Below are 13,652 nucleotides of genomic sequence, written 5' to 3'. Positions count from 1 at the left end.
GTTCAGCGACTCGCACTTGGCGCCTGTGGTGTCTTGACCGGCGCCGGCGCCGGCTGGCCGGGTCTGGCCGGCGGCGGCGCGAGGCTGCGCAGCGCGCCCGAGAAATTCAGCGTGTCGGCCTGGAACGGATGCGCGAAATCGTTGTTCGCGCCCGGCACCTCCGTATGGATCGACATCACGCGCCCTGGCACGGTGTCGTCGGCGATGATGAACGTATAGCGCTTGGCGGTGTATTGCGCGAAGCGCGAAGCGTTGGGATCGTCGAGAAACGGCTGGATCACGATCTTGCGCGCCTTCACGGGCTTGCCGCCCACGTCCACCACCACGGGCGTGACGGGCGGTCCGGCCGCGAGCGCGAGACGCACGCGGCGCTGGAAATAACGGCGCTGGCCACCGGTGAGCCGCTCCATCTCGGCAATATCGTGCTCGAGAAAATAGAGGATCACGGGATTGCACGGCAGCCCCTCGGAGGACACGTCGACGGCGCCGCTGCGATCCGTGATGTGCGCATCGCTCTTCGCGTTGGCGGCGCTCGTCACCAGCACGCGGACGGTGTCGCTGATTTTCTCCGGCGGACCGGAAAGACTGAACGCGTAGTCGAGTTCCGTCTGCGCTTCGACGCCGCTCATATGCGTCGTCATGAAGAGCAGTTTCTCCGCGGGGGTGATGTCGCCGCCGGCTGTCGTACCCGCGGCGAACGCCGCGCCGCCTGGCAGCATCAACGCGAAAACAGCGGCGACGGCTGTCGCGAACCCGAACCCGAACGCGCGGCGACCCGCACCGCGTGTCGCATACCCGGTCCGGCACCTCATTGCGAAGCGGTCGGCGCGCTCGCGACCGGCAGTATCGGCACCTGGTAGCTCGTGAGAATCCGGTCGATCTTGTTCTGGTTCGCACCGATCCACTGATCGACCTTGGTATTCCACGTTTTCTCGCCGTGACGCGTGCCCATCGAGATCTCGTAGTCGAAACGGATGCCAGGCGTCGGCGGAAACGGCACGAGCTTCACCTTGTCGCCCTCGCGCTTCGCGAAGTAGCCCGCGATCGGCCCCCACAGGAACACCACGTCGACGTTGCCCGCAACCAGGTCGTGTTCGATCATCTCGCCCGGAAACGCGGCGGGATCAGCACTTTGTGCCTGATACGACACAGCCTGTTCAAGCAGGTTGTGGCCAAGCAGCCAGTCGACGGCCGGCGTCTGCGAGAAAATGCCGAGGCGCAGCTTGCGCAGGGTCTCGGGCGGCAGCTTCAGCAGATCGGCGGGCGTGTTGATACCCGACAGTTCCGGGCGATTCGAGAACACCATCGCGTACGTGGAATGCAGATACGGACGCGTCGTCGCCGTCATGTCGTACCCTTTCGGCACGCCGATGACGAGGTCGCACTTGAAGCTCTCCGTGTTGGGCACCTTTTCGCGCAGCGTGTGCCGCACAAAGCCCATGCGCTGCGGAAAATACGTGTATTCGAGCTTGTAGCCGAAATCGCTCGCCATCTGCGCGGCGATCTGGTTTTCGTAGCCTTCACCCTTGCTGTTCGACAGCGGCATGTTGTTGGGGTCCGCGCAGACGCGCAGCACGCCGTCGTTGCCGTCGTTGTTCGGCAACGGCGGATCGGCGTACGCGGCGTGCGCCGCCAGCCCTGCACAGCACAACGTGGCGACGCGCACAAGCGCGAGCGGGCCCAGCTTGCGATCAGACATCGATACCTCCGGGAGAACGGGACGAGCGGCTCACGAGGCACGACACAACATCCACATCCGTTGTATCGCCTGTTATATCGCGTGACACTTCACGTGCTGCTTCATTTGGCATCGATGGCCTGCAGATCGCCAGGGTTGATCTTGCCGTCGGAGCGGCCTTTCAGATACGCATACAGGTTTTCCCAGTTCTTCTGCATCATCGTGCTGGTGCTGAAATCCGGCATGCCTTTGTCCACGCGCCCGCCAAATACGGTGCGATGGAATTCGGTCTTGTCGAGCGTCTTGAATGCGTCGATCAGCGAGGGGCCGACGAGGCCTTCCTGCTTCGCGCCGTGACACCGTTCGCACGCGAGCGCGCGCCACGTCCTCCATCCCTGCAAGGTATTGGCGTCGACCTTGCTGCCGTCGACGACCTTGTAGGTTACCGGTTTCATCTCCCCGCCGCTGGTCTGGGCAAAGGATGCGGGCGTCACGACGAGGATCATCGCGAGCGGCAGGAAAAATCGGCCTTTCATGCGTTCGTCTCCATCAGTTCATGGGTTTCGCGCGCATGCCTCTATCTGGCACGCGTCGCGAAACGAAATTACCTTGCCGGCAGCCACTGTCGTGCCGCCACTGCCGACACCCTGCCGCGCAACCCTGAACCGTTGCGCGGCGGGCGCCGTTTTCCGCTTCATCCAGGCAGACGGTCAGCCACCCGTGCTGCCAGGAATGGCGAACACGAAGAGCGTGCCGCCGAGTGCCGTGTACTTCGCCAGTTCACGATAGCCACCGACCGCGCCGAGACCTTCCGTCGACTTCTGGAGGCCCGCGGCCATGCCGATACCTGCCCAGCCGCCGATGCCCGAATAGACGCCGACGAACTGCTTGCCCTGGTATTCGTACGTAAACACGTTGCCGATGATCCCGGACGGCGTCTTGAACTTCCACAGTTCCTTGCCATCCTTGATGCGCACGGCCTTGATATAGCCTTCAAGCGTGCCGTAGAACGCGATGCCGCCAGCCGTCGCGAGCGCGCCCGACCACACCGAGAACCGTTCCGGCTTCGACCAGACGATCTTGCCCTTCGCCGCGTCCCACGCGATGAAATTGCCCATCGCGCCGTTTTCCTTCGGACCCGGATACATCGACAGCGTCGCGCCCACGAACGGCTGGCCCGAAACATAGTCGACGTCGAACGGCTCGTAATCCATGCAGACGTGGTTGGTCGGCACGAGGAACAGCTTCGACCCGGGGTCGAAGGCCGCCGGCTGCTGGTCTTTCGAACCGAGCGCGGCCGGGCAGATGCCCTTGACGTTGTGATCCGGACCGGCTTTTTGCGTCGAGTAAGCGGCGTTGCGCACCGGCAGGCCCGACTTCAGGTCGACGCTATCGGCCCAGTTCACCGCCGGGTCGAACTTGTTGGCAACCAGCAGCTGCCCGGTCACGCGATTCAATGTGTAACCAAAGCCGTTACGGTCGAAGTGGACGATCGCCGGTGTCGTCTTGCCGCCGATCGGCAGGTCGACGAGGATCATTTCGTTGACGCCGTCATAGTCCCATTCGTCGTGCGGGGTCATCTGGTAGACCCACTTCGCCATGCCGGTGTTCAGGTCGCGCGCGAAGATCGACATCGACCACTTGTTGTCACCGGGACGTTGCGTCGGGTTCCATGTACCCGGATTGCCGGTGCCGTAGTAGACAAGGTTAAGCTTGGGATCCCATGCGTACCAGCCCCACGTGGTGCCGCCGCCCAGCTTCCACTGGTCGCCCTTCCAGCTCTTCAGCGACGAATCCGCGCCGACCGGCACCATCTTGCCGTCCGACCACGTCATCGTCTTGTCGGGGTCCATCAGCATGTCGGCGTCGGGGCCGGTGCTGTAGGCTTTCCAGGCTTCCTTGCCGGTCTTGATGTCGTACGCGATCAGACGGCCGCGCACGCCGAACTCGCCACCCGAGATGCCGGTGATCACCTTGTCGCCGAATACGTGCGGCGCGTTGGTGTTCGTTTCACCCGCTTTCGGATCGCCGTTCTGCGCGGTCCAGACCACGTCGCCCGTCTTCGCGTTCAGCGCGACGAGTTTCGTGTCGGCCTGCTGGAGAAAGATCTTGCCGTCGCCATACGCGAGACCGCGATTGACCGTGTCGCAGCACATCACCGAAATCACCTGCGTGTCCTGCTTCGGCTCGTATTGCCAGATGAACGTCTGGTCCTTCAGGTTGATCGCGATAACGTTGTTCGGAAACGGAGAGTGGATATACATCGTGTCGCCGATGACGAGCGGTGAGCCTTCATGGCCGCGCAGGACGCCGGTGGACATCGTCCAGGCAACCTGCAGCTTGCTCACATTGCTTTCGTTGATCTGCTTGAGTGGGCTGTAGCGGTGATTCGAGTAATCGCCCGCCTGTGCCGCCCAGTTCGAGGGGTTCTTGATCAGCGTGTCGAGCTGCGAATCAGCCTGTGCAACGAATGAATTCAGGGCCGTCGCCGCTACCACCGCCAGTCCGAGAACCAGGGTGCGTACGTTCATGTCTCCTCCAGATTGTTGAAACCGTCCGATTCGTCAATGACCGCGCTACCGTGTCGCACCGAGTGCGCCTCGCTCGGATACGGGTAACGACCGTGCTTCGCCTGATTCATCGCCAGGTTCTTGCTTCCGCAGACCGTTTGCACATTCCGTGCCGGAACCTGGTTTACGCGCCTCACACCTGCGTTTCGCCGCGCAGTGACACAGCCGCCCGCCGCTTGCGACACACGATCATTCGGATTGCGACACATACTGTGTCAAATACGCGATTTGTCACGCGTGCCGCTCGCCCGCAAGCACACGCTGTCATGCGGCGGCGCAACATGACAGGACGCCTTCACACGCCTCGCCCCTTGTGCAGCCTCACGCGAGGCCCGCGCAGCGGCGCGTTTCACGCGTCGGCCGGAGTCGGGGAAAACGTGGCTGCCGGCGACGCCCGCGGCCACATGACTGGCGCGCTGCTTGCAGCGCTTTGAGATTCAACGTGCAGACACGACGGAGACCCACATCATGACCCAGGCTGAACACGTGTATTCCGACGAGGAGATCCAGCAACGCCTGCAGGGTCCGTTGCAGCACTGGTACCTCGATGAGGGCTGGCTGCGCCGCAAGTTCAAGACGGAAAGCTGGAAAGGCACGCTGATGGTGGTGAACACCGTGGGCCACCTGGCCGAAGCGGCGTGGCATCACCCGGACCTGACCGTTTCGTATGCGTTTGTCATCGTGAAGCTGAAGACGCATTCGGCGAAAGGCATCACCGACAAGGACTTCGCGCTGGCCACGAAAATCGAGGAAGTGATCCAGTGGCAACCCGGCCGCGAAGGCGGTCCGCTCGAAGGCACGCCCGCGGACGACCAGCGCTTTCGCTACATCAAGTACGACGCGCCGAAGGCCTGAGCGCGATACGGCGATACGGCGACACCCTCGCCCGCCCGCGAACGCACTGTCCACGGCTCTGGTACGGCTCTTGCCTTGGAGTGTCCAGCGTGCTGTCCGCGTGACACGCGAGATGCGAGACGACCCGCGCGTGGCGCGGGTTTTCGCCGGCCCGGACGCCGCCCGCACCCCTTGCCAACGAGGAACGCTCACGATGCAGAGTCAATCTGGAGGCCTTGCCCCGCTATCGGCCGTGACGGTCGACGCGCCCGCGCGCCTGCATCTCGGCTTTCTCGATCCGAACGGCTCGCTCGGCCGCGCGTTCGGCAGCGTCGGCCTCACCATCGACGAACGCGGCACACGCGTGACGATGCGGCTCGCCGACACGATGCGCGTCGAATCCAGCCGCGGCGACGCGGCGCGCGCACGCGCCGAACGCTACATCGAGACGCTGCGCGCCGCGTGGGGCGGACCGGCTGTCTCCATCGACGTGCAGCGCGCGCCGCGCGCGCACACCGGCCTCGGTTCCGGCACGCAGCTCGCCCTCGCGATCGGCACGGCCTACGCGCGCCTCACCGGCCGGTCGCCGGGCAGCGCGGAAATCGCACACCTGCTGGGGCGCGGCGCGCGCTCGGGCATCGGCACGCTCGGCTTCGATCATGGCGGCTTTCTGGTCGACGGCGGACCCGCGCACGCGCACGATCCGGCGGGCCACGTTCATGCCGAAGCGCCGCCGCTGCTGTTCCGCCAGCCGTTTCCCGACGCATGGCGCATCCTGCTCGTCGACGACACCACGCGCGAGGGCCTGCATGGCGACGCCGAAAAACACGGCCTCGCCTCGCTCGCGCCGTTCCCGCAGGCGCTTGCCGCCCATCTGTGCCATCTCGTGCTGCTGCGCATCCTGCCCGGCATCGCGGAAAGCGACTTCGACGCGTTTGCCGACGGCATCACCGAAATGCAGCAGACGATCGGCGAATATTTCGCGCCGGTGCAAGGTGGCGTGTTTTCGAGCCCTGTCGTCGCCGCCGCGCTCGAAGCGGTCGCGGCGCGCCAGACAGCCGGCATCGGTCAGACCTCGTGGGGGCCGACCGGTTTTGCATTCGTGCGCGGCGCGGAAGAGGCCGCGCGTGCGCTCGCCGTCGCCCAGGAAGCGACGCGCGGCAAGCCCGGCATCGCCTGTTCGATTGTCGCCGGCCGCAATCGCGGCGCGACGCTGCGCGCCGTCGACCTGCAGCAGTGCGGGATCGGCGCGTCATGACACGTCCCGCGTCCCGCGTCCTGGTTTCATGGCCGCCCCTCGCGGCCCGCGCACGTTGCGCCCGCCCTGTTCCGTCGTCCCGCCACGCGCGTGACGCCCACCTGAAACGAGCCTACGCCCATGCCCGAACCCACTGAAAGGCCTTATATCCTGCACATGTTCACGGCCACGCCGCAGATGAGCCCGTTCGACGTCAACATGGCCGCCGACGCCGGCTACCAGATCGTCGTGCCGTACTGCAACGTCGGCGAGGAGAGCGTCGTGCAGCTCACGCAGGACGCCATCTTCTCGCGCGGCCCGAAGGGGGTGTCGCGCACCGGCATCTTTATCGGCGGGCGCGACGTGATGCTGGCCGCCGACATGCTCGATCTCGCGCGGCAGGCAATGGTGCCGCCGTTCGAGGTGTCGGTATTCGCGGACCCGAGCGGCGCGTACACGACGGCGGCCGCGCTGGTCGCGCTGGTCGAGCGTCATCTGAAGAAGGAGCACAAGACCGAACCCGGCGGCAAGCGCGTGCTGATCCTGGGCGGCACGGGCGCGGTGGGACGCGTGTCGGCGGCGATGGCGGCCTCGCTCGGCGCGGACGTCGTGATCGCGAGCCACACGAGCCGCGCGCGCGCCACGCAGGTCAGCGACGAAATCAACCGCCGCTTCGACATCGCGACCACGGGCGTAGCGTGCAGTTCGCCTGCCGAGCTGCACGCCGCGCTCGCCCGCGCGGAAATCGTGTTCGCGACGGCCACCGCGGGCGTGCAGCTGATGACCGCCGCCGATCTCGCGCACGCCAGACATCTGCTGATCGCCGCCGACGTCAACGCGGTACCGCCCGAGGGCATCGCGGGCGTCCACGTCATGGACGACGGCAAGCCGCTCGCCGGCGCCGCGCGTCACGAAGCCATCGGCATCGGCGCGCTCGCGATCGGCAACGTCAAGTATCAGGTCGAGCACCGGTTGTTCGTGCGAATGCGCACGGGCGGCAAGCCGGTCTATCTCGGCTTTCCCGAAGCGTTCGACGAAGCCCGCGCGATCGCGTCCGGCAGCACCTGAGCGGACCGCGTTCATGTCATCGACGGAGTCGTCGCCGCGCGCCATGAAGCCAGCGCCCGCGCGCGCGCCGTGCGTCGCGGTCGTGGGGCTGTCGGCGCGGATGCTGGCGCAATCGGCGGCACGCGCCGGACTGAACGTCATCGCGCTCGATATCTTCGGTGACCGCGACACGCAGCAGCACGCCGGTGCCTGGTTCAATATCGGCGACGGCAGCGGCGCGTTGCGGATCGATCGCGAACGGCTTCTCGACGCGCTCGCGCGCGTGGCGCGCATCCCGCACCTGCTGGGGTACGTCGCGGGTAGCGGCATCGAGCCGCTTGTCGACAGCCTGCATCGCGCGCCGCACATGCCGCATTGTCTCGGCAACAGCCACGATGCGCACGCCGCCGTGCGCGACCCGCAGCGCTTTTTCGCGCTGCTGGATGCGCTCGATATCGCGCACCCGGCGGTGTCGTTCGCGCGGCCCGCCCACGATGAGACCGGCTGGCTCGTCAAGCAGGCGCATGGTTGCGGCGGCACGCATATCGAACCGCTCGACACGTGTACGCCAGATGAAGCCGCGCCCGGGTCCTATTTCCAGCGGCTCGTTCCCGGGCAGCCGATGTCGGCGCTTTTCGTCGCGGCGCGTCGCGAAGCGGTTGTCATCGGCTACGCACGGCAACTCGTCGTGAAGGCGGGCACCCTGCCCTTCGTGCATGCGGGCTCGACCGGACCTGTCGAGCTGCCTCGCAACGTCGCCAGAACGCTCGACGCGACGATCCGCGCGATCGTCGCGCGCGCCGGGCTGACGGGCCTGAACAGCATCGACTTCATGCTCGACGGCGAATCGCTTCAGGTGCTCGAAATCAACGCGCGGCCTTCGTCGACGATGGCGCTCTACGAAGCCGTCTGGCCCGGGCAATGGCCGCGCGGCCTCCTCGCCTGTCACATCGACGCGTGCCTGCATGGCAGGCTCCCCGACGCCGCGCCGTCTGATCGTGCCGGACCACGCACTGGATCATGCACCAGCGGGCGCGCCGGCCAGCGCGTGCTGTTCGCGCCGCACGGCTTCACCGTCACACAGGCGTTCAGCGACGCCTGCCTCGACGATCCGGTCTGTCATGACGTCCCGCAGCCGGGCACGCGCATCGAGGCGGGCCAGCCGGTCTGCACGCTGTTCGTCACCGCGCCCTGCGCCGACGACGTCCCGCACGCGCTGGAACGCGAACGCGCGCGCCTCCTGCAACGCATCGCAACCTGTCACGAGCCCGCCCATGACGTCATCCCCGGCTGATCATCCTTCCGGCACGCCGCCCGTCGCCGCGCTGAGCGTGAACGCACTCAGCGCGCCGCTCGTCGCGCAACTCATCGACGAAGCCGCGCAACTGCGCGTCGCCACGTCGCGCACCGACGCGGGCACCGTCATCGTCGATGCCGGCATCGAGGCGCCAGGCAGCATCGACGCGGGCCTGCTGATCGCGCGCATCTGCATGGGCGGCCTCGGGCACGTCACGACGCACATGAACACGGAAGCCGAGCCGTTCTGGCCCGTCACGATCGACGTGCGGACGTCGTCACCGGTGCTGGCCTGTCTCGCCAGCCAGTACGCCGGCTGGAGCCTCTCGGCGACGAAGGAACAGACCGGCGGCAAGAAGTTTTTCTCGCTCGGCTCGGGGCCGGCGCGCGCGCTGGCGGGCAAGGAAGAGCTGTTCGCCGGGCTCGGCTATCGCGACCGGCACGACCGTGGCGCGCTGGTGCTCGAAGTGGATCGGCCGCCGCCGCCCGTCATCATCGACAAGGTCGTGCGCGACTGCGGCCTCGCGCCGGACCGGCTGACACTGATCGTCACGCCGACACACGCTGTGGCGGGGACGGTACAGGTCGTCGCGCGGGTCGTCGAAGTTGCGCTGCACAAGACGCACGTGCTCGGCGTCGATCTGCACGAGATCGTCGAGGCGAGCGGCGCGGCGCCGCTGCCGCCGCCCGCGCCCGACGGCATTCAGGCGATGGGCCGCACCAACGACGCGATCCTGTATGGCGGACGTGTGCATCTCACCGTCAGACAGGACGCGGTCGCAAGGCGGCTGGCGATGGAGTTGCCGTCCTCGAACGCGCGTGACTACGGGCGCCCGTTCGCGGAAATCTTCGCGTCGTTCAACTACGACTTCTACCAGATCGACGCGGCGCTCTTCGCGCCCGCCGAAGTGTGGATCAGCAGCCTCGAAAGCGGCGCGACGTATCACGGCGGAAGCGTCAACGCGGCCTTGCTGCAGGCGCAATGGGGCGCGAGGCCCGCGCCATGAGCGGGACGCCTGCCACGCCCGGGACGTCCGATACACCCGGTACGCCCGACGTCGTCGTGTCAACCGGCCTGCGCGTCGCGATCATGACCGACGAGACCGGCTGGCACACCACGCGCCTGAAGCGCGCGTTTCGCGCGCGCGGCGTCGAAGCCCGCTGCATCGACCTCGCCGGTTGCCGCATCGATACGACGTGGGCGCCGTACGGGCTCGCGCTACCCGGCTTCGGCCATGCGCTGCCCGACGCGGTGTTCGTGCGCGGCATCGCGGGCGGCACGTTCGAACAGGTGACGCTGCGTCTTGGCATCCTGCACGCGCTGCGCGAATGCGGCGTGCCCGTCTACAACGATGCGCGCGCGATCGAACGCAGCGTCGACAAATCGATGACGAGTTTCCTGCTCAACCGTCACGGCGTGCCGACGCCACCGACATGGGCCGCCGAATCGACCGTGCATGCCCAGCGCGTGCTGATGCGCGAGGCCGCCGCGGGCCGTCAGGTCGTGCTCAAGCCGCTGTTCGGCTCGCAGGGCAAAGGCCTGCGGCGGCTCGGCGCCAGCGTCCAGGGTGGGGCGCACACCCGGGCCAGCCGAACGCTCACACCGCTGCCGTCGCTCGGCGCGTACCGGCACGTGGCGTATCTGCAGCGCTATGTCGATGGCGGACCGGATGGCTTCGACTGGCGCGTGCTCGTGGTCGGCGGTCGCGCCGTCGCGGCGATGCGGCGAACGGGCGGCAAGGGCTGGATTCACAACTTCGCGCAGGGCGCCACGTGCGAGCCCGCCGCGCTCGACGACGCGCTCGCCGATATCGCCGTGCGCGCCACCGTGGCGCTCGGGCTCGACTATGCCGGCGTGGACCTGATCCCGGATCCCGGCAACGCATCGCGCCCGCTCGTGCTGGAGGTCAACGGCGTCGCGGCATGGCGCGGCCTGCAATCGGTGACGTCGCGCGATATCGCCGCCCTGCTCGTCGACGATCTGCTGGATCGCAAGCTCGCCGCTTCGCGCGACGCACCGGCCAACGTCCTGCCGCTCGCAGGCGGCGCCCATGCGGGCCGCTGACGGCATCACACCGGCACACGCGCGCGCGGCGTTCCTGCGCGCCTGCCGGCTCGACGTGGAGACGGCGAAGCCCGGCAACGTCAGCGTCGAAAGCGCGGGACACGGCATGACGTCGGCCCAGTTCATCGAAAGCGCGACCGTTGCGGCGGACGCGCTGTTTAGCCGCGGCGCAGCAATCGGCCCGCGCATTCTCGACGCGGTCACGCTCACGCGCGCGCGCGTCGCGTGCAACACGAATCTCGGCATCGTGCTGCTGGTCGCGCCGCTCGCCGCCGCGCTCGAATCGACCCCCGCGCCGCGCGACGCCGCCGCGTGGCAGCGCGCCACGGAAGCGGCCCTCGCCGCGCTGGATATCGACGACGCCCGCGCCGCCTATCGCGCGATCGCGCTTGCGAACCCGGGCGGCCTCGGCGACGCGCCCGAGCAGACCGTCCACGCCGAGCCGACGGTGTCGCTGCGCGAGGCCATGGCGCTCGCCGCCGCGCGCGACAGCATCGCGCGGCAATACGCGGAAGGCTTTCGCGACGTATTCGAAATCCACGACGCCGCCGCGCACGAATGGCCGCGCGAAACGCGACCAGGCGTCGTCACGCTCGACGTGTATCTCACGTACCTGAGCCGCTGGCCCGATTCGCACATTGTGCGCAAACACGGTGAGACGGTGGCGCAAAGTGTCACGCGCGAAGCACAGCGCCAGCACGCGCAATGGCGCATCGCACGCGACAAAACGCGCGGCGCGGAAGACGGAATCGCCGCGAACGCACTCGCGCGCTGGGACGCCGAACTGAAGGCGCGCGGCATCAATCCGGGCACGAGCGCCGATCTGACGGTCGCCACGCTCTTTGTCGCCGGCGTTCTCGACGACGTCGGGCCCGTCGCTGGCGCATGAAAGATGCGTCGCCGGTACGACCTCATGATGCAGTGCGCCACGCGTGCGGGTCGGGATTGGCACGGAACATGTTAGGAACACCTGGCTTAGCGTGGCGCTCATCCACGTCTTGCGCGGCCGTTGTTGCGGCGTCGCGAGTTGAACGCAGTCCGACACATCCTGTACACAATCACTGGAGGAACAGCATGGCCAAAATCAACCGCGTCATGGTAGGAGAGTCACTGGTCGGTGACGGCAACGAGGTCGCGCACATCGACCTGCTGATCGGACCGCGAGGTTCTGCTGCCGAAACGGCGTTCTGCCACGCGCTAACGAACAACAAGGACGGCTTTACGTCGTTGCTGGCAGTGATCGCGCCGAATCTGCTCACCAAGCCGAACACCGTGATGTTCAACAAGGTGACGATCAAGGGTGCGAAACAGGCCGTGCAGATGTTCGGCCCGGCGCAGCACGCGGTGGCGCTCGCGGTGGCCGACAGCGTCGAGGACGGCACGATCCCGAAGGACGAGGCCGATGACCTGTTCGTGTGCGTCGGCGTCTTCATCCACTGGCAGGCCGACGACGACAAGAAGATCCAGGAGTACAACTACAAGGCGACGCGCGAAGCGATCCAGCGCGCGGTAGCGGGCGAGCCCAGCGCGGCGGAGGTGGTCGCGAAGAAGGCAACCGCCGCGCATCCGTTCGCGCCCAACTGAACGGCCCATCAGGTTGACCCGCGCAGCTGGCCGGCTCACTGGCCCGCTGCGCGGCCAGCCTGGCAGCGGCACGCCAGAGTCGCGGCGAGACCCGCATCGAGCCTCGCCGCGGCGAACGCAGATCGATGCATTGACAACGAGGTTCCGGCATGACTTCACCCTGTCGCGTGCTGCTGATGCTTGCATGCTGCGCATTGACTGTGGCGCCGGCGGTTTCGTCCGCGCAGGATGCGGCGACGAGTGGCGCGAACGCGGCACAAGGTTACAACTATCCCACCCAGGGACGGGTCGAATACGTGCTCGGCTGCATGGACGACAACGGCCACGATTTCGCCAACGTCTACAAATGCTCGTGCGCCATCGACCATATCGCGGCCGCGCTGCCCTATGACGATTACGTCGAACAGTCGACGTTCGCGAAGTACGCGACGCTTGGCGGCGAGGGCGGCGGAGAATTCCGCGTCGACCTGGCCCGCGCGCAGTCGAAGAAATTCCTCACCCTGCAGGCCGAGGCCTATCGCGCCTGTGGCGTCCACAAGACCGCGGCAGTCGCGACGCCAGCCGCATCGGCGAACAAATAGCGCAAAACGTGTGTGCGCGCGTATGTGGTTTGACGGCGTGACACATGCCACGCCGTTTCACGTCATGGCGCGCCGTTTCATGACGCGATATGACGTATCCGCGTTCAGTCGGGAATCAGGCCTTCGCCGAGCGAAGCCCACGTCGCACGCGCCGTGCCGCGTGCGTCGCGCCGGCGCTCGATCAGCACGCCGACCGATTCGACGTCGTCGAATTTGGCCGGCTTCGCGAGTGAAACCCGCACCCAGTGCGCGCCGAAATCCGCGATCAGCAGTTGCGCGACCTGTTCCGCGAGCGCTTCGAGCAGTTGCACGCCGTGCGTTTCGAGCAGGGCGTGCAGCGCCTCGCGCACTGCGGCATAGTTGATCGTGTCGTCGATGCGGTCCGTCACGCACGCGCGGATCGACGGCACGCCGATCGCGAGGCTCATGCGCACCGGCTGGGGCGCGTGCAGCTCCGACGTGTCGATGCCGATCACCGTCTGGCCCGTGAATCCTTCGATATAGACGATGTCCATTGGCGCCGCGACCTCATCCGTCATGGAAAATCCGGTGGGCGCATGCTGCACCACGCCGGACATCCGGGAAACAGCGGAAAAACCGCTATGGCGAATCGCGTCGAAACGGTCCATGGTGTGTGTGTCCTCTGGGTGTGAAAATCCGCGCTTTCCGGCGGATCAGGTGGCCTTCGCGCGCACGCCGGACACAATGCGCCGTTTATGACGCACAAACGGATGCACGATGCCGGATCGTTCGACTTCCG

At 66.8% G+C, this 13,652-nt stretch carries 14 protein-coding genes; 9 read left to right on the top strand and 5 right to left on the bottom strand.

The features are described 5' to 3' along the window. Nucleotides 1-2 precede the first annotated feature (2 nt). The 4 genes from BLV45_RS05370 to BLV45_RS05355 form a co-directional block, all read right to left on the bottom strand. Nucleotides 3-812: a hypothetical protein gene (locus BLV45_RS05370; protein ID WP_176954068.1), complete on the bottom strand. Its 810-nt coding sequence runs from the start codon at nt 810-812 to the stop codon at nt 3-5. Continuing rightward, the gene (locus BLV45_RS05365; RefSeq protein ID WP_090529928.1) at nt 809-1,699 is read right to left on the bottom strand and encodes a substrate-binding domain-containing protein; all 891 of its coding nucleotides are present in this window, start codon (nt 1,697-1,699) and stop codon (nt 809-811) included. Before BLV45_RS05365 ends, BLV45_RS05370 begins: the two co-directional genes overlap by 4 nt. Nucleotides 1,700-1,800: 101 nt before the next feature. After that, complete coding sequence (locus BLV45_RS05360) at nt 1,801-2,214, bottom strand: c-type cytochrome (RefSeq protein WP_090529925.1); 414 nt, start codon at nt 2,212-2,214, stop codon at nt 1,801-1,803. Between the two features lie 174 nt (nt 2,215-2,388). Continuing rightward, nucleotides 2,389-4,209, bottom strand: a complete 1,821-nt coding sequence (locus tag BLV45_RS05355) for a methanol/ethanol family PQQ-dependent dehydrogenase (protein ID WP_090529922.1) — start codon at nt 4,207-4,209, stop codon at nt 2,389-2,391. 507 nt (nt 4,210-4,716) lie between these two features. Between BLV45_RS05355 and BLV45_RS05350 the strand changes: the two genes are divergently transcribed. The 9 genes from BLV45_RS05350 to BLV45_RS05310 all read left to right on the top strand — a co-directional run bounded on the left by BLV45_RS05350 (nt 4,717) and on the right by BLV45_RS05310 (nt 12,892). Continuing rightward, nucleotides 4,717-5,103 carry a 4a-hydroxytetrahydrobiopterin dehydratase gene (locus tag BLV45_RS05350; protein ID WP_090529919.1) on the top strand — a complete coding sequence of 129 codons (387 nt, stop codon included), beginning with the start codon at nt 4,717-4,719 and terminating at the stop codon, nt 5,101-5,103. Nucleotides 5,104-5,296: 193 nt separating this feature from the next. After that, the gene (locus BLV45_RS05345; RefSeq protein WP_090529916.1) at nt 5,297-6,340 is read left to right on the top strand and encodes a beta-ribofuranosylaminobenzene 5'-phosphate synthase family protein; all 1,044 of its coding nucleotides are present in this window, start codon (nt 5,297-5,299) and stop codon (nt 6,338-6,340) included. Nucleotides 6,341-6,460: 120 nt separating this feature from the next. Next, nucleotides 6,461-7,387: an NAD(P)-dependent methylenetetrahydromethanopterin dehydrogenase gene (locus BLV45_RS05340; protein ID WP_090529913.1), complete on the top strand. Its 927-nt coding sequence runs from the start codon at nt 6,461-6,463 to the stop codon at nt 7,385-7,387. Nucleotides 7,388-7,400: 13 nt separating this feature from the next. Continuing rightward, nucleotides 7,401-8,660 (top strand): ATP-grasp domain-containing protein, encoded by a 1,260-nt coding sequence (locus tag BLV45_RS05335; RefSeq protein WP_407670956.1) that lies wholly within the window; start codon nt 7,401-7,403, stop codon nt 8,658-8,660. Then, the gene (gene mch / locus BLV45_RS05330; RefSeq protein ID WP_090529910.1) at nt 8,641-9,669 is read left to right on the top strand and encodes a methenyltetrahydromethanopterin cyclohydrolase; all 1,029 of its coding nucleotides are present in this window, start codon (nt 8,641-8,643) and stop codon (nt 9,667-9,669) included. The genes BLV45_RS05335 and mch overlap by 20 nt, the downstream gene beginning before the upstream one ends. Further along, a complete protein-coding gene (locus BLV45_RS05325) occupies nt 9,666-10,727 on the top strand; it encodes an ATP-grasp domain-containing protein (RefSeq protein WP_090531157.1) in 1,062 nt (353 codons plus the stop codon). Before mch ends, BLV45_RS05325 begins: the two co-directional genes overlap by 4 nt. Next, nucleotides 10,714-11,616, top strand: a complete 903-nt coding sequence (locus BLV45_RS05320) for a triphosphoribosyl-dephospho-CoA synthase (protein ID WP_090529907.1) — start codon at nt 10,714-10,716, stop codon at nt 11,614-11,616. Before BLV45_RS05325 ends, BLV45_RS05320 begins: the two co-directional genes overlap by 14 nt. 185 nt (nt 11,617-11,801) lie before the next feature. Further along, the gene (fae, locus tag BLV45_RS05315) at nt 11,802-12,311 is read left to right on the top strand and encodes a formaldehyde-activating enzyme (protein WP_090529903.1); all 510 of its coding nucleotides are present in this window, start codon (nt 11,802-11,804) and stop codon (nt 12,309-12,311) included. Between the two features lie 149 nt (nt 12,312-12,460). Next, nucleotides 12,461-12,892, top strand: coding sequence for a hypothetical protein (locus BLV45_RS05310; RefSeq protein ID WP_090529900.1), 432 nt, complete (start codon nt 12,461-12,463; stop codon nt 12,890-12,892). Between the two features lie 104 nt (nt 12,893-12,996). Here the strand turns inward: BLV45_RS05310 and BLV45_RS05305 are convergent, their stop codons facing one another. Beyond that, complete coding sequence (locus BLV45_RS05305; RefSeq protein ID WP_090529897.1) at nt 12,997-13,521, bottom strand: dihydroneopterin aldolase; 525 nt, start codon at nt 13,519-13,521, stop codon at nt 12,997-12,999. Nucleotides 13,522-13,652 lie beyond the last annotated feature (131 nt).

Source organism: Paraburkholderia sartisoli (genome assembly GCF_900107685.1).
Classification (GTDB): Bacteria; Pseudomonadota; Gammaproteobacteria; order Burkholderiales; family Burkholderiaceae; genus Paraburkholderia; species Paraburkholderia sartisoli.
The sequence above is the reverse complement of the archived record's forward strand: the minus strand, read 5'-3'. Positions and strand labels throughout refer to the sequence as shown.